This window comes from Mesorhizobium sp. M0830, assembly GCF_040319965.1.
Lineage (GTDB): Bacteria > Pseudomonadota > Alphaproteobacteria > Rhizobiales > Rhizobiaceae > Mesorhizobium.
The window spans coordinates 25,971-44,911 of sequence record NZ_JAMYOR010000011.1 but is presented as its reverse complement, the minus strand read 5'-3'; the positions used below and the strand labels follow the sequence as shown (position 1 = coordinate 44,911).

The following is an 18,941-nucleotide window of genomic DNA, read 5'->3' as shown; positions in this document are numbered from 1 at the left end:
CGGTCTTTCGGCGCTCAATAAGATTTTATTAAAATTTGATCTTTTGAGCGCGCCGCCACTGCTGCGGTCGCTGGCCTGCTATCAAGCCAAATGCAGTTCAGGGAACTGTTTGCGCGCGTACGCCTCACGGCGTCAGCGCGGTGATACCCAGCCGGGATCGAAGTAAAAATTGCGGGCACCGATGTTGCCCTGGCCGGCGCCGGAAACCACATAGGCGATGCGTACGATGCGGAGGCCGCCGGCGCCCTGCTGCAGGCCATAGACGCCTTCCAGACCGCGATCGTAGAAGCCCACGGCCGGAACGGCGAGCGCCAGCGTGGCAAGCGACGCCTGCAAGGCGAATTTCGCGGCATTGGCACGCAACGGGATCCTGTTCTCGATGACGTGTCTTGCGACGATGACCACCACCAGAAGCCCATAGAGGAAGGCGTTGAAGGCGGCGAACCAGTAGAAGCCGGTGGCGTCGAAGGGGTGATCCACGAGCAGCACGGGCAGCGCCGCGCCGATCGCCAGCGCCACATAGGGAGCGAGGGCGCGGGCCGGCAGAAGGCTTTTTGGGCCGCTGCCCTTTGGCGTGACCCGAAAATCGACGAACGATTTGGTCAGATAGTCGCGGATCGACGACAGCGTGCCGGCGAGCACCCAGGGCCAGCGCGCGAAGAAGAGGAACAGCGTGCCTTCCCAACTGATCGTCTTGGCCGTCATCGGGCGCGAGAGGCCGAACGCCTTCAGCATCATAACCAAGCCAACCAGAGCGACGGCGTTCGGCAGATAATAGAAGAGGAAGTCGACATACATGACATTGGCAAAGTTGCGTCCGGTCGACAGCGCATAGATCGGCATGACGTACATCAGCAACGCAAAGACGGCGAACAGCGGATACCAGAGTTGGCAAAAGAGGAACTGGAACCGCATCCGCGGTGACAGCTTAGGGAGATAGCTCGGCGAATATTCGAGCAGGATCGTCATCAGGCTGCGCGACCACTGGAACTCCTGGGTAACGAGGTCGGCGAAGGTCTGTGGGCCGTCGCCATGGGCGATGGCGTCGAGCGCGTGCACCCCGCGCCATCCGGCCGCATTGATCAGCATCGAAGTGGAGTGATCCTCCGCCAGTTCCGGACCGAGACCGCCAGCCTGCTTCAGCGCCTTGGTCCGCACGGCATAGTGCGAGCCAATGCAGAGCGGAGCTCCCCCGCCCGTATGCCCGGACTGCAGAGGTCCGTGAAACATCCCTTCCGGAAACAGCCTGCCGCGCGCCGCCCAACTTTCGGCGGCATTGTTGTCGCAGATGCTCGGCGCCGACACATAACCGACCGCGGGATCGGCGAAGGGATAGAGGACTTCCCTGAGATAGGTCGGCGTCGGCACATGGTCGGCGTCCATCTGAGCGACGAAATCGTAATACTCATAGCCATAATGGTCGTAGAAGAACGCCAGGTTGCCTTCCTTGCAGCGGGTGCGGCGCGGCCATGTCGTACGGTGATAGTCTTCCCTGCCGCGCCGCGTCGAAATCAGCACGCCGCGAGCCTTGCACCAGCGCTCCGTCTCCTCGGAAGGATCCTCATCCGCCAGCCAAGTGTCATGTGGATAGTCCTGCGCAAGCATTGCCTCCAACGTGCGGGCAACCACGGCAAAGGGTTCGGATGGCGCCTTGGTCACGACCATGGCGACCCGCGAGCGCTTCGGGATCGTGTGAAGCTTGGACGGCTTTTTCGACGCATGCACGTTCAGGAGAAAGTACAAAGGCATGAGCGTGAGCCACACCAGAACGAGTGTCGCGAATGCGTATGGCCCAGCATGCTCGACATGCTCGGGCTTTAGCCACCAGATCCAGAAAAATCCGAGCGTGACGAACCAGAAAGCCAGCGCCAGTCTCAGGGTCCATTGCTGAGTGACCGACAGCACGGGCACCAAAAAAGGCCCTTTGCGCGGAGTGGCGGCCAGAGCCGTCTTAGAGCGATGCGCTGCCCGTCTGCTCGCACGGCCGATGATGCCAGCTTGTACGGAAGCACCCATACAGTTACCCGCCGCCACTTTGGGCTTCCGCCGACAAGTGGCTGAAGCTCGCAAAACCCGGGCAACAGAATCGGCCCACACTTTCTTAGTGTCAACTAAATTAGATATTCGTTAAGTATCTTTCCTGAGATCTGGTGAGCTACGCTTGGAAGGCCTTGGGAGAGGAATAGCCGCCATCGAGCGGCTTGTAGCGGGTGAGCCGGCAAACTCTTCGGCGTTGGAAATCCACCGACAGGATCGAGGCCATTCGGAGGGGATCCGGCCAGAGGGCGGCGTCACCCGCAGTGCCAATGACATGGTTAAGCAACCATTAATTGTGCTTGACTCTTGGCCCCGACCGGCTCTTAAATTAGCTAGGGATGATATATCGGGATATTGACGCGAATTTGTGAGTATCGCGGCGAACTTCTCTCTGTAGCTCCTCGGTGTTGGTGCAGCGAGAGATAGTTTTTGGGTGGCTCGGTGCGAAGGCTCGCACGCCCGCCAATGGTCGCTCCGAAATCCCGCAGATTCAGCCAATTGGACCGATTGGTTTTGGACAGTCGTGTCGATCAATCATCGATACGCATGGGCGAAGCTTTAACTTCCGCGGGAAGTTAAAGCTATGGAGGTCAGTCATGAAACGTTCTGCAGCAAATGCACTTGCAATCGCGCTTGCATTGGGCGGGAGCGCCGCATTCACCACAGCAGGAAGCGCCGGCTCCGTCGCCGGGACAGACCCCGTTCAGACGAGCAGCGCCGCTTCGGCATTCGGATCCTACGATCCCTATGGCGACTTCAGCGCCGACAAGAGCGCCAGCATCGAAGAGTTGTTCCTACCCTGGGAGGACGTCGATCTGGCGACGCTGCCACTGGCCGATACGTATGCACTGCAACGCGGCCGTTCGCTGCTTATCACGATTGAGCCGTGGACCTGGTCGAAGGACTGGCGCATCACCCCACCCGAATTGCGCGACGGCATTTTGGGCGGCAAATATGACGCCAACATGCAGGCTATCTGCGACCTGGTGGGACAAATGAAGAGCCCGGTGACCATTCGCTGGGCGCAGGAAATGGAGGACACGAACGGCCGCTTCACCTGGGCCAACTGGGCTCCCAAGGATTGGATCTCCGCTTACAAGCGCGAAGTCGATCTTTGCCGCAAGGCTGCCCCCGCCGCCAAGTATATGTGGTCGCCCAAAGGCGAAGAGGGCTTGGAAAAATATTACCCTGGCGATGACTATGTCGATGTCATCGGCCTGTCGGTATTCGGTCTGCAGAAGAAGGACATTAACGAGGCCGGTCATGACCGTACGTTCGCCGAGATGCTGAAGCCCGGCTATGACCGCGTGGCAAGGTTCAACAAACCGGTCGTGGTTGCGGAACTCGGCTATGTCGGAAAGCAGGACTATGTCTCGAAGTGGCAGGAAGATACCCGTAAATCCCATGCGGAGTTCCCGGCGCTGACTTCGGTCGTCTACTTCAACCAGAAGGAAGTGTGGCCGTGGTTGGATGGCTACGGGCTGCCGGACTGGAGAGTGACGCAGCACGTCCTGCCGTAAGCGCATCATGCCGATCCATCTCCTTCCAGAACCAGCGGTTCGGGAAGATGGTTGAGGCATGGCATAAATCAGTCCGTGGGGGAGTTTGATGAAACGAATACTGGGAAATTGTCGCGGAGCGGCATTCGCCTGCTCCGTTGTGGTTCTTGCCTTCCATATCCCTTCGACAGCCGACGCGGCGACGACAATCGCCGAGCAGGCGCAAAAGGCCACCGTTATTCCTGACGATGGCGTCTACCGGATCTACCAGAACCATTCGTGGCTGTGGGCCAAGAAGGGCGCCGGGTTCTTTGCCGTCAAGCAACGGCAATTCGACGCCTGGACCTACGACAAAGGCAATCCGGGCTATGGCGACGGCATGTGGTTCATCCCCGGCGGCGGCAAGTTGTGCTACCGTGCGCAATGGCATGGCTCCTGGGGTGTGAAGGGCTCGATGACCTGCTTCGAGCATCGCCAGGCAGGCAAGGTAATCTACAAGCGTAAATCACCTGATGGCGAGTGGTATGTTTTCAGGAGTTCGCATCGCAACCGGTCGGACGAATCCATGAAATTGAAATACGGCGACTACGTCACCAAGAAAATGAACCTGATCAAGGCAAAGCAGTAGATACTGTCTTCTGCGTCGAGCCACAGGTCTAAAGCAGATCGGCTGAACGGTTCAGGCGACCTGCTTAGGTTAGGTCGCTGTTTTTATGCCTGCCGCTCTCCCAAAACCTTTGGGCGACATGCATCAAGCCTTGCGCTCCCAGCGACGGTCTGGCGTCTGTTGCCAGTAAGTGACGGCATGGCCGGCGTCCTTCATCACCTTCCAATGTGCCCGCGCCGCTTCGACCTGGGCGGCATCGTGGCCGTCGAACAAGAACACCGCGCGCTCGTAGCCACCAAGGTCAGGCGGCACCGCGCCGTCAACGAGGAACCTTATCTTGGCCTGGTTGGGATTGCCGTCTCCGGTGGTCAGCAGGATCGGCTGTTCGCCGGGATATGCCTCACGATCGGTCGCGTGGGCGAGGAACGAATCGTCGCGGAAGGTCCAAAGATGCTGGTCGAGCGCATCACGGCGTTCCTCGGTGCCGGTCTGCACCACGGCGCGCCAGCCACGATCGACGCTGCGCTCCAGGAGGCCCGGCAGCGCATCCTCCAGCGTCGATTCGGTCAGGTGGTAGAACAGGACGTCGGCCATCGCTTCGTTCTATAGTGATTGAATCGGATCACTGCTCATAATTGTCGCGCACCAACCGATCCAGCAACCGGACGCCGAAACCCGACCCCCAGGACTGGTTGATCTCGTTCGACGGCGAGCCCATTGCCGTGCCGGCAATGTCGAGATGCGCCCAGGGGGTGTCCTTGACGAAGCGCTGCAGGAACTGCGCAGCGATGATCGCGCCGCCATAGCGGCCGCCGATGTTCTTCATGTCGGCGTTCTTGGAATCGATCAGCTTGTCGTATTCGGCGCCGAGCGGCATGCGCCACAGCCGCTCCTGTGTAGCGTGCCCCGCGGCCGTCAGCCTTTCGGACAGTTGGTCATTGTTGGAAAACAGCCCGGCATAGTGCTGGCCGAGCGCGACCATGACGGCGCCCGTCAGCGTCGCCAGGTTGACCATGAATTTCGGCTGAAAGCGGTCATTGCAGTACCACATCGCATCGGCCAACACGAGGCGGCCCTCGGCGTCGGTGTTGAGCACCTCGATGGTCTGGCCCGACATCGAGGTGACGATGTCGCCGGGACGCTGAGCATGGCCGTCGACGGAGTTTTCGACCAGGCCTATGACGCAGACCACGTTGGCCTTCGCCTTGCGCGCGGCCAGCGCATGCATCAGGCCGGTAACAGCGGCGGCACCGCCCATATCGCCCTTCATGTCCTCCATGCCGGACGCCGGCTTTATCGAATTGCCGCCGGTGTCGAAGGTGACGCCTTTGCCGATGAAGGCAATCGGATTGTCCTTTGGCTTGCCGCCGTTCCACTGCATGACCGCCATGCGAGCGCCGCGCGGCGAGCCCTGCGCGACGCCGAGCAGCGCGCCCATGCCGAGCTTCTTCATCTCTTTCTCGGCCAGGATCTCAACCTTGACGCCGAGCGCCTCGAGTTCCGTGGCGCGAGCGGCGAACTCGACCGGCCCGAGCACGTTTGCGGGTTCGTTGACGAGGTCGCGCGCCAGCAGGACGCCGTCGATCACCGCCTCGGCATCGGTGAAGGCTTTTTTTGCCGCAGCCGGATCGGCGGTGTGGATGATCACCTTGACCGGCTTTTTCGGCTCGGCCTTGCCGTCGTCCTTGTCCTTCCTGGTCTTGTATTTGTCGAAGGAATAGCTGCGCAGGAGAATGCCCGCCGCAAGGCTTGCCGCATCCTTGCCACTTGGCGACGCGCCGGCGAGATCGAGCACCACTGCCACCTCGGCCGCCTTGCGCAGCGACGCGGCAATGGTGCCGCCAAGCTTCAGCCACGCATAATCGTCCAGTCCCGACACCTTGCCGGCGCCTATCGCCACCAGCCTGTCGAGCGAGGCCCCCTGCGGCGCCAGAACTTCCACCACGCCGGCGAACTTGCCTGTGAACTCGGCCACCGGAAAAGCCCGCTCCAGCGTCTTGCCGGGATCGCAAGCCTTCGCTGCATCGCTCAGGCCGCCCTCATCCGCCGAGAGCACGAAGGCTGTGCCTTTTTTGCTCGACGCGGTCTGAGGTGAGGAGAATTTGGCGAAGGCGATCGACGGTCTTTGGCTCATAATGTCCTGCTTTCAGGGAATGCGCAGCTTTTGGGGAAGGGTTCGAGACGATGCGCGACATTTGGTCGTTTTCTGGCATTTGGCAAGACTTTGCCGAATTCGCATCCCATATGACCTACGGAATCGATGGTGATTCTTCGCGGCACGGCACCGCTTTTCGCCGCAACCTGTTGTTAACCATCGATGTTCTCCCTTTCTTATCCATTCCCGCCGACACTCCGGCCCGCCGGGGCGGGTGACTTGGGACGGGAGCCGGATCGACCCTCTGATGGAGCCAGTTGTGCAGGCGCTGCCGGACGGCTACCCTTGTGTGGTGGCATGATGCCGTTCGAAAAAATCGAGAAAAGCCTTCATGAAGGTCGTTGAACGCTACATCATGCGCCGCACTTTCGTGGTCTTCATGGCCGCGCTTGTCTGGACGCTGGCCATCGTGTGGACGACGCAAGTGCTGGCAAAGATCGACCTGGTCACCGACAGCGGCCAGTCGGCACTGACCTTCTTCGAGGTCGCCGCCCTCATTCTTCCGTCCATCATCCCGGTCGTGGTGCCTTTCGCACTGGTGGTGGCGGTCGCGCAGACGCTCAGCGTCATGAATTCGGATTCCGAGCTCGCCGTCGTCAACGCCGCGGGCGCCTCGCGCTGGACGATCGTGCGGCCAATCATGCTTTTGGCGCTCGCGGCAGCCGTCTTTTCCTTTGCAGTCGACAACGGCATCGACCCCTATGCACGGCAGAAAAACCGCGCCCTGGTGGCATCGTCGCGCGCGGATCTGTTGTCGCTGATCATCCAGGAAGGCACCTTCCGCAAGATCGAAGACGGGCTGTTCCTGCAGGTCGGCGAGCGACTTCCCGACAATCGGCTGGGCGGCATCTTCGTCGCCGACTCACGCGAAGAAGGCGTGAACCTCGTCTACTACGCCAAGACCGGCAGCATCGTCGAACGCGGCGGCGAAAAGGTGCTGATGATGAATGACGGTGTCATCCATCGCAAAACGCTGACCGGCGATCTCTCAGTCATCCGGTTCACCTCCTATGCCTTCGACATGTCGGCCTTCATGGCGTCAGCTTCGACGGTGACGCTCTTGCCAAAGGACCAGACGACCCAGTACCTGCTCAACCCAAGCGCCAACGACAAAAGTTATCAGCAGAACCCCTATGAATACTTGGCTGAGGTCAACCAGCGATTTTCGGAATGGATGTATTCCATGGTCTTCGCGCTCATCGCGCTCGCGGTCGCCGGAGATGCGCGTTCGCACCGCGAGGCGCGCGTCAATCCGCTGATTACAGCCATCGGGATATCGCTGTTCGTGCGCTGGCTGGGCTTTTTTGCCGCCAGCAAGGCCGACGATATCCCGCAATATGCCTATATGGTTTATGGCATACCGGTCGTGGCTTCCGCGGTGGCGATCTGGTTCATCGTCTCCAACCGGACCATGGAGCTGCCGGTGGCCTGGGCGGACTGGATGACAAACTTCGCCACCCGCATCGGTGACAGCTGGAACGCCCTCAAACTGCGGCTGTCCGGGCGCGGCACTTCAGGGCAAGGGGTCGGCTGATGGGCTGGACGCTGGGCCGCTATTTCTTCTTCCGCTATGTGACGATCACTATCTGGTTCTTCATCGGGCTTCTGGCGCTGGTGTTCCTGATCGATTTCACCGAGCTCTCCGGCCGCACCACCGGCCTGCCCGGCTTCACCTACGGGACGGCAGTGGCCATCTCAGGCCTCCGGATGCCGATGATCATGCTGCAGACCGTGCCGTTCGTCGGTCTCTTCTCGGCGATGGCGACGCTGGTGTCGCTCAACCGGCGCTACGAATTGGTCATCGCGCGTTCCGCAGGCGTTTCCGCCTGGCAATTCCTCTTGCCATGCTGCATCGGAGCCTTGCTGTTCGGCGTCCTGTCAGTTGGCGTCATCAATCCGCTCGCCGCGCATGCATTCTCCTGGTCCGAGCAGATCGAAACCCAGCTGCGTTCCGGAAAATCGAACAAGGTTTCGGCCGATGCCGCACCCTGGATTCGGCAGAAAACCGGTTCGGGGGACACCATCATCGGCGCGCGGGCCATCTTGAACCAGGGCCTGGAGATGGCCGATGTCGTCTTTTTCGTTCTCGACCCGCAAGGCAACATCGTCGAGCGCAAGGACGCCGCCCGTGCCTTCCTGCGCGACGGCTATTGGGAATTGCAGGACGTCAAGACATTGCAGAACGGCACGATCCAGGCATCGGCAAACGATCGCGTGCCAACCAATCTGAAGCCCGAATTCGTGCAGGAACGGCTGGCGCGGCCCGAAACCATCCCGTTCTACGATCTGCCGGGAAAGATCGAAATTGCCCGTTCCTTCGGCCTCAAGGCAAATGCCTTTGCCATGCAGTTTGATTCGCTGGTGGCGTTGCCGTTCCTTCTCGTCGCCATGACGCTGATTGCGGCAACGGTTTCAATGCGATTTGCTAGGATGGGGCAGTCGGCGACGATGATTCTGGGTGGCATCATCGCTGGCTTTCTGCTTTATGTCGTTTCGGTGCTGGTAAAGGCATTCGGCGTGGCGGGATTCGTGCCGACTGTCGTAGCCGCCTGGGTGCCCGTCGTGGTGGCTATGTTCTTCGGGGTGACTTTCCTGTTATACAAGGAAGACGGCTAGTGAGAGAGGCGTTTTTGCCCAGCAACAGGCAGGCCCGGTTGGCGCGCCTCTATGCGGCGACCGCCTTGGCGTGCCTGCTTACCTGCGCCGTCCCGATGCCGGCCTTCGCGCAGGATGTTGGCGACATGGCGACAACGGTTCCGTCCGGCTCGCAGATGTTGCTGGCGGCCGATACGCTGGTCTACAACAACGACAATCAGACGGTGACCGCCGTCGGTGGCGTGCAGATCGACTACGGTGGCAATCGCCTTGTCGCCCAGCGGGTCGAATACAACCGCAACACCAAGCGGATGGTCGCGAGCGGCAATGTCGAGGTCGTCAACAGCGACGGCACCAAGATCAATTCGGAACATATCGACATCACCGATGACTTCGCCGACGGCTTCGTCAACGCGTTGCGCGTCGAAACCATCGACAAGGCGTATTTCGCCGCCGAAAGTGCCGAGCGCATGGGCGGCGTCCTGACCACGTTCCACAATGGCGTCTACACCGCCTGCGAACCGTGCGAGGACAAGCCCGACAAAGCGCCGACCTGGCGGGTCAAGGCGCGGAAGATCATCTGGAACGGCGAGAAGAAGACGGTTCGCTTCGAGAACGCGAATTTCGAGTTCTTCGGCTTTCCGCTCGCCTATCTGCCTGCATTCGAGATTGCCGACCCGACGGTGAAGCGCAAGAGCGGCTTCCTGATACCCGGCATCGTCTACAAAAACGATCTCGGCGTCGGCGTAAAGATTCCCTATTACTTTGCATTGTCGCCGACCTATGACCTGACCGTCACAGGCACCGGCTACACCAAGCAAGGCTTCCTCGGTGAGGCTGAGTGGCGCCAGCGCTTCAACAATGGCCAGTACAGCTTGAAGATCGCCGGAATCCATCAGCAGGATCCCAACGCCTTCCTCGACACGGCTGCCTTCCCCAGCACCGCCGGGCACAACGTCGATACGGGTGCGGCGGGCGATCCCAACAAATTCCGTGGCATGATGGGCACGCAGGGCCAGTTCGCTATCAATCAGCGCTGGAATTTCGGCTGGGACGTGCTGCTGCAGACCGACAAGAACTTCTCGCATACCTATAACATCGACAAGTACAATGCCTCCGTCCACCAGTCGTCGGTCTACTTGACGGGTCTCAACGGCCGCAACCATTTCGACGTGCGCGCCATGCATTTCGATGTGCAGGAGGATACGCTTAGCAGCAATGCCGCGGCGCGAAGCGGCCAGCAGCCCTGGGTGCTGCCGTCGCTCGACTACGCCTACATTCCCGACGTGTCGATGGCCGGCGGCCAGCTGTCGCTCAATGCCAACACACGGGTCATCAGCCGCGACGATCTCGACAAGACCTTCTTCGTCCCCACGCAGCGTGTCCCCGGTATTGAAGGCGAATCCGGGCGCCTCACCGCCGAAGCCGAGTGGAAGCGGAGCTTCGTCACCGATGACGGACTGGTGCTGACGCCGTTGCTGGCGCTGCAGGGCGACGTGGACTACCTCAAAGCGTCGTCGGCATCGCTCGACGCCATCAACAACATGGCAACAAATTTGGGCCAGCAGGACGACATGCGCTCGTCGTTTGCCCGCTTCATGGCAACCGCAGGCCTCGAGATGCGTTGGCCTGTGTTGTTTTCCCTGGCCAGCGGGTCCAGTCACGTGATCGAGCCGATGGCGCAGGTCTTCATGCGCCCGAACGAGCAGTATGTCGGCGGTCTCGCCGTCCCCAACGAAGACGCTCAAAGCATGGTCTTCGACGCGACAACCTTGTTCGAACGCGACAAGTTCTCCGGTTATGACCGCGTCGAAGGCGGTTCGCGCGCCAATGTCGGCTTCCGCTATTCCGGCTCCTACAATAATGGCTGGGGCACCAATGCCATTTTCGGCCAATCCTACCAGATCGGCGGCGAGAACTCCTTCGCCGCGCCGGATCTGGTCAATGTCGGGGCCAATTCCGGCCTCGACACGACCAAGTCCGACTATGTCGGTCTGTTCGGCATCAGCAGTCCCAATGGATTCGCTGCCTCGATCAGCGGCCGTTTCGACGAACAGACCTTCGAGAACCGCCGCACCGAGGTGAAAGCCGCCTATTCCGGCCTGCCCGTGTCACTGAGCGCCAAATACGCCTTCATCCAGGCCCAGCCCCTGTACGGTTTCACGACCGATCGTCACGAGGTCACGCTTGGCGCATCGACGCATCTTGCCGAGAACTGGCGCGTCTTCGGTACCGGAACTTACGACCTTCAGGAAAACCTGTTGGTCAGGGATGGTGTCGGCTTCGCCTACAACGATTCCTGCTTCACCTATCTGATGACCTACTCGCAGTCGCGCGACCTGAACACCAGGGAAGTCTCGCAGAGCATCGGCTTCAATCTGTCGTTCCGCACCCTCGGCGATTTCGGCTCGTCGACCAACGGCGTCGACACGATCCAGTAACAGTCGGCGACATCGTTTCGCCGCATAGGGCTGGCACGGATTTCGCGCACCTGGAAAAGCTGAAATTGGGCGGAGCCGGGATAGAATTGGGATACCAACGATGAGGAAATACCTCTTTTCAGCAGGTTTCGCGTTGCTGGTGGCAGCGACGTCCCTGTCGCTTACCGTGATGACGCCACCGGCTTTCGCCAGCGAGATCAAATACGTCGTCAACGACATTCCGGTCACCACCGGCGACATCGCCCATCGCGCCGCTTTTCTGAAGCTGCAGCGCAAGAAGGGTGACGCCGGCCAGGAAATGATCGACCAGACGCTGCGCATGGCCGAAGCAAAGCGGCTTGGTATCCGCATCAGCGACGCGCAGGTCGAGGCGGCATATCAACGCTTTGCTTCGAGCAACAAGATGCAGCTCAGCCAGCTCGACGGCGTCATGGAGAAGTCAGGCGTCGGCAAGAGCCACTTCAAGGAATTCATTCGCGCCCAAATGGCCTGGAACCAGGCCTTGAGCGCGCGCTACCGTTCCGGCGATGGTACCGGTGCCGTCAGCGAACAGGATCTTGTCAGGAAGATGCTCGAAAAAGGCGGCGCCAAGCCGAGCGCTACCGAGTACATGCTGCAGCAGGTCATCTTCGTGGTGCCGGCGGCCGAACGCAGCGCAACGCTGGCTAAGCGCAAGCGCGAGGCCGACGCAATGCGTGCCCGCTTCAGCGGCTGCAACACGACCCGCGAATTCGCCAAGGGTCTGATCGACGTTACCGTTCGCGATCTGGGCCGGGTGCTGGCACCGCAGCTGCCGCCGGACTGGGCCGAGCAGATCAAGGCTACCAAGGTCGGTGGCGCCACCGTCACACGCGCGACCGAACGCGGCGTCGAATTCATCGGTATCTGCTCGTCGCGCGAAGTGTCAGACGACAAGGTCGCCCAGATGGTGTTTGAGAACGAAGGCTCCGGCGACAAGAACGCCGACGAACTCAGCAAGAAATATGTCGACGAGCTGAAGGCGAAAGCCCGCATCGTCAAGCGCTGACGTGGGCAGCCCAATGATTGCGCTCGCGTTGAGCGCCGGCGATCCGTCCGGCATCGGGCCGGAGATCGCCATCGCTGCTTTCATGGCGCGCGAGGCCGCCGCCCTGCCTCCCTTCTATCTGCTCGCCGATCCGGCGCTGATCGTGTCGCGGGCGCGCCTCCTCGGCATTTCGCTGCCGATCGTCGAAACGACACCATCACAAGCGGCGCAAGTCTTTGCCGGCGCCCTGCCGATCGTGCCGCTGACTGCCCACAGTATCGACAGCCCTGGCCGGCCCGACCCGGCCAATGCCGCAGCAACCATCGAGGCCATCGACCGTGCCGTCGCCGACTGCCTTGCCGGCGAAGCTTTGGCGGTCGTCACCTGCCCCATCGCCAAGAAGCCGCTCTACGATGCCGGCTTCCGCTTCCCCGGCCACACCGAATATCTGGCGCATCTGACGGCCCGGCACAGCGGCGTCGAGGCGATGCCGGTGATGATGCTGGCAGGCCCCGACCTGCGCACCGTCCCCGTTACCATCCACATTGCGCTGGCCGAAGTACCGAAGGCCCTGACCACCGAACTGATCGTCGCCACCGCGCGCATCACCGCCGCCGACCTCGCTCGCCGCTTCGGCATCGCAAAGCCACGGCTGGCCGTTGCCGGGCTCAATCCGCATGCCGGTGAAGGCGGCGCCATGGGCCTCGAGGACGAGCAGATCGTGCGTCCGGCAATCGAAATCCTGCGTGCCGAGGGCATCGATGCTTTCGGTCCCCTGCCCGCCGATACGTTGTTCCATGCCCGGGCGCGGGCCGGCTACGACGTCGCCCTTTGCATGTATCACGACCAGGCGCTGATCCCGGCCAAGGCGCTGGCCTTCGACGAGGCGGTCAATGTCACGCTCGGCCTGCCCTTCATCCGCACTTCGCCCGACCACGGCACCGCCTTCGACATCGCCGGCAAGGGCGTGGCGCGGCCCGACAGCCTGATGGCGGCATTGAAGCTTGCCCGGCAATTGGCCGACACGAACACGGGACCGGTTGCCGCATGAGATCGAAGGCATGAGCGTCGACGGGCTGCCGCCGCTGCGCGAGGTGATCGAGCGTCACGGGCTGCAGGCAAGGAAGGCGCTCGGCCAGAATTTCCTGCTCGACCTGAACCTCACGGGCAAGATCGCACGCACCGCCGGCGACTTGTCCAATGCAACCGTGATCGAGGTCGGTCCCGGTCCTGGCGGGTTGACCCGCGCCTTGCTCTCCAACGGAGCGCGCCACGTCATTGCCATCGAGCGTGACGAACGCTGCCTGGCAGCGCTTGCCGAAGTGTCCGACCATTATCCCGACCGGCTTGAGATTGTGTCCGGCGATGCGCTGAAGACCGATTTCGCAGCACTAGCCAGTAGAGCGGCCGGGGGCGGTGGCCCAGTAAAGATCGTGGCCAACCTGCCCTACAATATCGGCACGGAGCTGCTGGTGCGCTGGTTGACGGTCAGCGATTGGCCGCCCTTCTACACCTCGATGACGTTGATGTTCCAGCGCGAGGTCGCCGAGCGCATCGTCGCGCCAGCCGGCAGCGACAGCTATGGCCGGCTCGGGGTTCTTGCCGGCTGGCGGACGAAGGCGAGGATCGCCTTCGACGTGCCGCCACAGGCATTCACGCCGCCGCCGAAGGTCACCTCCTCGGTGGTGCATCTGGTGCCGCGCCTGGCTCCGCTGGCCGCCGAGGTGAAAAAACTCGGCCGCGTCACCGAAGCCGCCTTCGGCCAACGCCGCAAGATGCTGCGGCAGAGCGTGAAAAGCTTGGGGGGCGAGGCGCTGCTCACCCGTGCAGGCATCGATCCGACACGCCGTGCCGAGACGCTCAGCGTCGAGGAATTCGTGCGGCTGACCAATGCGGTGTAGTGCCGGCGGGTCTGGAAGCGTTTTGCTCGAGGCATAGATAATCTGGCGAACACGCCGGAGGATCAAAATGCCCGCCTATGTCATTTCCGATGTCACGATCCGCGACGAAGAGGCCATCGAGACCTACCGATCCCGCGCGGCGACTTCTATCGCCCAGCATGGCGGGCGCTATCTGGTGCGCGGCGGACGGGTAGAGACACTGGAAGGCATGTGGCATCCCGGACCGCTGATCGTCGTCGAATTTCCTGACATGGAACGGGCCAGACGTTGGTACGCCTCCGCCGAGTACGCGTCGGCACTGGACGTGCGCGATGCGGCGCTCAGCCGAAACCTGATCCTGGTCGATGGCATAGCGCCCTAAAGCCGTTCAGCCCGTCTTCTCGTCCAACAGTCCCGAGACGAAATCGAACAGGCCTGGCCGGCGATCACGTCTTAGCCGCTCGGCGACGACGATGCCGCGCACTTCGGCGAAGGCGCGGTCGAGGTCGTCATTGACGATGACGAAATCATATTCCTTCCAGTGCTCGATCTCGTTGCGGGCGTTTTTCAACCGCGTCTCGATCACTGCCTCCTGGTCTTCGGCGCGGCGCTTCAGCCGCGCCTTCAATTCCTTCATCGATGGCGGCAGGATGAAGATCGAGACAATGTCGGCGCGCATCTTCTCCTTGAGTTGCTGGGCACCTTGCCAGTCGATGTCGAACAGCATGTCGCGTCCTTCAGACAGCGCCAGTTCGGCCGGCTCACGCGGGGTCGCGTAGCAATTGCCATGCACCTCGGCCCATTCCAGCAGCGCGTCGGAATCGCGCAGCCGCTCAAACTCGCGCATCGTCCGGAAATGATAGTGGACGCCCTCGATCTCGCTGCCGCGGCGCGGTCTGGTGGTGACGGAGACCGACAGTTCGAGACTGGAATCGCTTTCCAGAAGATTGCGCGCGATCGTCGACTTGCCGGCGCCAGACGGCGACGACAGGACGAGCATCAGGCCCCGGCGGCGAATACGGGACCCCAAATCCTTGGCAACCATCGGCTACTCCAGATTCTGGATCTGTTCACGAAACTGGTCGACCACCGCCTTCAGCTCCAACCCGATCGCGGTAACGGCAGCGGCATTCGACTTCGAACATAGCGTATTCGATTCGCGGTTAAATTCCTGTGCCAGAAAATCGAGCTTGCGGCCGATTGCACCGCCGCCTTCAAGCAGTGCCCGACCTGATGCGATATGCGTCTTCAGCCGGTCGATCTCTTCGCGAATATCAGCTTTGGTGGCGAGGAACGCCGCCTCCATGTACAGCCGGGTCGCGTCCAGATTGGCGGAAGCGTCCATCAGCAGCCTGACCTGCTCGGCAATGCGTTCGCGGATCACCGCCGTCTCGCGTGACGGATCCGCCTCGGCCCGCAGCGTCAGCACCTCGATTATGTCGATATGGCCCGACAACAGAAAAGCCAGCGCGGCACCCTCGCTTTGTCGTGCCTGTTCGAGCCCTTTCAGGGCCACCTCGAGCGCGGCCATGATTGCTGCATCGAGCGCAGCCCTCGCCTCTTCGGTTTCGACAGTTTCGGGAATGTCGAGGACGCCGCGCAGCGAAAGCAATCCGTCTGATGTCGCGGGAGCAAAGCCGAATTGCTCCTGCAGCCGCTTGGCGAGCCCTGCCAGATCCTTCAGGAAGGCTTCATTGACGACCGGTTGCGCCAGCGCGCCGGCGGCACGCCCGATGGTCAGCGTCGCCTGGAAATTGCCGCGTGCAAAACGCTTCTGAAGTGTCTGCCTGACGGCTGGTTCCAGCCGCTCGAAGCCTGGCGGCAATCGCAGCCGTATCTCGACGCTCTTGCCGTTGACGGACTTGACCTCCCAGGCAATCGAGGTGCCTTCATGCTCGGCGACGGCACGTGCAAAACCGGTCATGCTCTGCAAATTCATATCGTCCACACGTCCCTGGCGCACACCCCGAAACCGGCTTTGCGGCGAGGAGCAAGTGCGGCTTGAAAATGACTGCGCCGCAGACGCCTCAAAATAGGACGCGCGGCGCTTTTGCAAATGTCAGGGCATCGCCTGGTGGGCAAGGCCCTTCCTTATTCTACTGGGCAGCGCCCGCGTCCCCGCCGTTGTCGTCGCCACCGTCAGCCGGCCCAGCGGCCCCAGCGTCAGCGGGCTTGTCGACATTGCCGTCCCCGGCGCCACTGGTGTTGATGGTCTTGGCAGCCTCATCTGCCTGCTTCTTCTGCAAGGCGCGATAGCGGGCGACATTCTCATTGTGCTCTTCCAGCGTCGCGGCAAAGACGTGCCCGCCGTTACCATCGGCGACGAAATAGAGGTCGTCCGTCTTCGACGGATTGGCTACCGCCTCCAGCGCCGCGCGACCGGGATTGGCGATCGGCGTCGGCGGCAAGCCGTTGATCAAGTAGGTGTTGTAGGGCGTCTGCTTCTGGATGTCGGACTGGTAGATCGGCCGGTCCGCCGGCTTGCCCTTGCCGCCGAACAGACCGTAGATGATGGTTGGATCGGATTGCAGGCGCATGCCCTTGGCAAGCCGGTTCAGGAAGACGGCGGCAACCCGTGAACGCTCGTCACCTTTGCCCGTTTCCTTCTCGACGATCGACGCCAGCGTGACAAACTCTTCGACGTTGGCCAGCGGCAGGTCCGGCGCGCGCCGCTGCCAGACATCATCAACCAGCTTCTTTTGATCGGCCAGCAGCTTGTCGATCATCTGCTGGCGTGTCGCGCCGCGCGTGAATCGCAGCGTGTCGGTGGCGAGGCTGCCCTCCGAAGGAATGGTCGCCGGCATATCGCCACTCAAGGCAGTCTCGTCGGCGATGCGCTGCAGCGCCTGCTCGACCGTCAGCCCCTCTGGAACGGTTAGCGAATACATCACCGACTTGCCGCTCTTCAAAAGCTCCATGATGTCGCGCATAGAAGCCCTGGGCTTGATCTCGTACTCGCCGGCCTTCAGCGCGGAATCATTGCCGAAGGCGCGCACGCCAAGGCGGAAGATCCGAGCGTCGCTGACCAGTCCGCGGCGTTCGAGTTGGTCGGCGATGTCCTGGACACCGGTGTTCGGCTTGACCAGGAAGGTGTCGCCATTGGCCGAGGGGCCGGGTTCGGTGAATTCCTGCTTGCCGAAATAGACCGCGACGCCGGCCGCCAGAACCATCAGCATCACCGAGGAAATGACGAAGTTCATGAACACGACGAGTTGGCTGCGTGATGCTCGCGAGCGCTTCGGCGGCGGCGTGCCGGCCTCCGGCCGCAACGCCTCGCTGGCCGTTTTCGGCACGATCGGACTGGATGTCGCGGGCCGCTGCCCCAATTCTCCGTTGCTTGCCGGATTTGTGTTCATTTCGCCCTACCGTTTGATCGCCCAACGAATCCCCAGCGGTAGAGTAGGGGCGAATATGGCAAAATTGATGGCACGCCAAAGCGGCGCCCGTCAGCCGGACGATCAGCCATTGTAGCGCTGGAAGACAAGCGACGCGTTGGTTCCGCCAAAGCCGAAGGAATTGGACAGCGCCACGTCGATCTGGCGGGCCCGCGGCTTGTTCGGCACCAGGTCGATCGCGGTTTCGCGTTCCGGATTGTCGAGGTTGATGGTCGGCGGGGCGACATTGTCTCTGATGGCAAGGATCGAAAAGATCGCTTCGGCGGCACCCGCCGCCCCAAGCAGATGGCCGATCGAAGACTTGGTCGACGACATCGAAATCTTCGACGCAGCATTGCCGACAAGCCGCTCGACAGCGCCGAGCTCAATCGTGTCGGCCATGGTCGAGGTGCCGTGCGCGTTGATGTAATCGACATCGGCGGGGGCCAGCTTGGCCCGGTTCAACGCCGCCGTCATGCAACGGAAGGCACCATCGCCATCCTCGGCGGGCGCGGTGATGTGATGCGCGTCGCCGGTGAGACCATAGCCCGTGACCTCGGCATAGATCTTGGCGCCGCGCGCCTTGGCATGCTCGAGCTCCTCGAGCACGACAACGCCGGCCCCCTCGCCCATGACGAAGCCGTCACGGTCGCGATCATAGGGGCGCGACGCCGTGTCCGGCGAATCATTGCGTTCCGTCGACAGCGCCCGGCATGCGGCGAAGCCGGCGATCGACAGCCGCGTCACCGGCGCTTCGGCGCCGCCTGCCAGCATCACGTCGGCATCGCCCCACATGATCAACCGGGCGGCATCGCCGATGGCGTGGGCGCCGGTGGAGCAGGCCGTGACCACGGCATGGTTAGGGCCTTTCAGCCCGTGCCGGATCGAAACCTGCCCGGAGACAAGATTGATGATCTGGCCCGGGATGAAGAAAGGGCTGATGCGGCGGGGGCCGCGTTCCCTAAGGATCATCGCGTTCTCTGCGATGCCCTCGATGCCGCCAATGCCGGAGCCGATCAGGACGCCGGTGGCGCATTGCTCGGCGTGCGTCTTCGGCTCCCAGCCGGAATCCTTCAGCGCTTCGTCGGCGGCGGCAATCCCGTACAGGATGAAGTCGCCGATCTTGCGCAATTCCTTCGGCTCGAGCACGGCCTCGGGATTGAAGGTGGCATTGCTGCCGTCGCCACGCGGAATGACGTGGGCGATCTTGCAGGCAAGATCTTCCACCTCGAACTCGGTGATGCGCTTGGCAGCGCTGCGGCCGGTCAGCAATTCCTTCCAGCTGTGCTCGAAGCCCATGCCGAACGGCGACAGCAGCCCAAGGCCCGTGACGACGACACGCCTCAT

Annotated in this window: 17 protein-coding genes; 10 read left to right on the top strand and 7 right to left on the bottom strand. The window is 61.8% G+C overall.

The genetic code is table 11. The annotated features are described in order from the left end of the window. Positions 1-132: 132 nt before the first annotated feature. On the bottom strand, positions 133-2,016 hold the full coding sequence (locus NKI20_RS09215; protein WP_352829988.1) for a glycosyltransferase family 2 protein: 1,884 nt from the start codon (positions 2,014-2,016) through the stop codon (positions 133-135). Between the two features lie 617 nt (positions 2,017-2,633). On the opposite strand from NKI20_RS09215, the gene NKI20_RS09210 reads away from it, so the two are divergent. Beyond that, positions 2,634-3,557, top strand: coding sequence for a glycoside hydrolase family 26 protein (locus NKI20_RS09210; RefSeq protein ID WP_352829986.1), 924 nt, complete (start codon positions 2,634-2,636; stop codon positions 3,555-3,557). A gap of 88 nt (positions 3,558-3,645) precedes the next feature. After that, positions 3,646-4,164 carry a DUF995 domain-containing protein gene (locus NKI20_RS09205; protein WP_031260835.1) on the top strand — a complete coding sequence of 173 codons (519 nt, stop codon included), beginning with the start codon at positions 3,646-3,648 and terminating at the stop codon, positions 4,162-4,164. A gap of 123 nt (positions 4,165-4,287) precedes the next feature. Here the strand turns inward: NKI20_RS09205 and NKI20_RS09200 are convergent, their stop codons facing one another. Beyond that, positions 4,288-4,737 (bottom strand): DNA polymerase III subunit chi, encoded by a 450-nt coding sequence (locus NKI20_RS09200; protein WP_023761585.1) that lies wholly within the window; start codon positions 4,735-4,737, stop codon positions 4,288-4,290. Between the two features lie 28 nt (positions 4,738-4,765). Beyond that, the gene (locus NKI20_RS09195) at positions 4,766-6,277 is read right to left on the bottom strand and encodes a leucyl aminopeptidase (RefSeq protein WP_352829984.1); all 1,512 of its coding nucleotides are present in this window, start codon (positions 6,275-6,277) and stop codon (positions 4,766-4,768) included. Between the two features lie 50 nt (positions 6,278-6,327). On the opposite strand from NKI20_RS09195, the gene NKI20_RS09190 reads away from it, so the two are divergent. The 8 genes from NKI20_RS09190 (at position 6,328) to NKI20_RS09155 (ending at position 14,602) form a co-directional block, all read left to right on the top strand. Beyond that, positions 6,328-6,516 (top strand): hypothetical protein, encoded by a 189-nt coding sequence (locus tag NKI20_RS09190; protein ID WP_156938602.1) that lies wholly within the window; start codon positions 6,328-6,330, stop codon positions 6,514-6,516. Positions 6,517-6,629: 113 nt separating this feature from the next. Further along, the gene (gene lptF / locus NKI20_RS09185) at positions 6,630-7,832 is read left to right on the top strand and encodes an LPS export ABC transporter permease LptF (RefSeq protein ID WP_352599118.1); all 1,203 of its coding nucleotides are present in this window, start codon (positions 6,630-6,632) and stop codon (positions 7,830-7,832) included. Further along, positions 7,829-8,914 (top strand): LPS export ABC transporter permease LptG, encoded by a 1,086-nt coding sequence (gene lptG / locus NKI20_RS09180; RefSeq protein ID WP_352599342.1) that lies wholly within the window; start codon positions 7,829-7,831, stop codon positions 8,912-8,914. Before lptF ends, lptG begins: the two co-directional genes overlap by 4 nt. Next, entirely contained in the window at positions 8,914-11,334 is a 2,421-nt protein-coding gene (locus NKI20_RS09175) for an LPS-assembly protein LptD (protein ID WP_352829981.1), read from the top strand. The genes lptG and NKI20_RS09175 overlap by 1 nt, the downstream gene beginning before the upstream one ends. Before the next feature lie 100 nt (positions 11,335-11,434). After that, positions 11,435-12,361, top strand: a complete 927-nt coding sequence (locus tag NKI20_RS09170; RefSeq protein WP_352599122.1) for a peptidylprolyl isomerase — start codon at positions 11,435-11,437, stop codon at positions 12,359-12,361. Positions 12,362-12,374: 13 nt separating this feature from the next. Then, entirely contained in the window at positions 12,375-13,391 is a 1,017-nt protein-coding gene (pdxA, locus tag NKI20_RS09165; protein WP_352599124.1) for a 4-hydroxythreonine-4-phosphate dehydrogenase PdxA, read from the top strand. Positions 13,392-13,401: 10 nt separating this feature from the next. After that, entirely contained in the window at positions 13,402-14,241 is an 840-nt protein-coding gene (gene rsmA / locus NKI20_RS09160; RefSeq protein WP_352829978.1) for a 16S rRNA (adenine(1518)-N(6)/adenine(1519)-N(6))-dimethyltransferase RsmA, read from the top strand. A gap of 67 nt (positions 14,242-14,308) precedes the next feature. Continuing rightward, positions 14,309-14,602: a DUF1330 domain-containing protein gene (locus NKI20_RS09155; protein WP_023761594.1), complete on the top strand. Its 294-nt coding sequence runs from the start codon at positions 14,309-14,311 to the stop codon at positions 14,600-14,602. Between the two features lie 6 nt (positions 14,603-14,608). Here the strand turns inward: NKI20_RS09155 and gmk are convergent, their stop codons facing one another. From gmk to fabF, 4 genes are all read right to left on the bottom strand, one after another. Continuing rightward, positions 14,609-15,265 carry a guanylate kinase gene (gene gmk / locus NKI20_RS09150; protein WP_013532512.1) on the bottom strand — a complete coding sequence of 219 codons (657 nt, stop codon included), beginning with the start codon at positions 15,263-15,265 and terminating at the stop codon, positions 14,609-14,611. Positions 15,266-15,268: 3 nt separating this feature from the next. Continuing rightward, positions 15,269-16,159: a YicC/YloC family endoribonuclease gene (locus NKI20_RS09145; RefSeq protein WP_352599128.1), complete on the bottom strand. Its 891-nt coding sequence runs from the start codon at positions 16,157-16,159 to the stop codon at positions 15,269-15,271. Between the two features lie 157 nt (positions 16,160-16,316). After that, positions 16,317-17,576 (bottom strand): endolytic transglycosylase MltG, encoded by a 1,260-nt coding sequence (gene mltG / locus NKI20_RS09140; RefSeq protein ID WP_352829976.1) that lies wholly within the window; start codon positions 17,574-17,576, stop codon positions 16,317-16,319. A 102-nt stretch (positions 17,577-17,678) separates the two neighbouring features. Continuing rightward, positions 17,679-18,941: a beta-ketoacyl-ACP synthase II gene (fabF, locus tag NKI20_RS09135; protein WP_352829975.1), complete on the bottom strand. Its 1,263-nt coding sequence runs from the start codon at positions 18,939-18,941 to the stop codon at positions 17,679-17,681.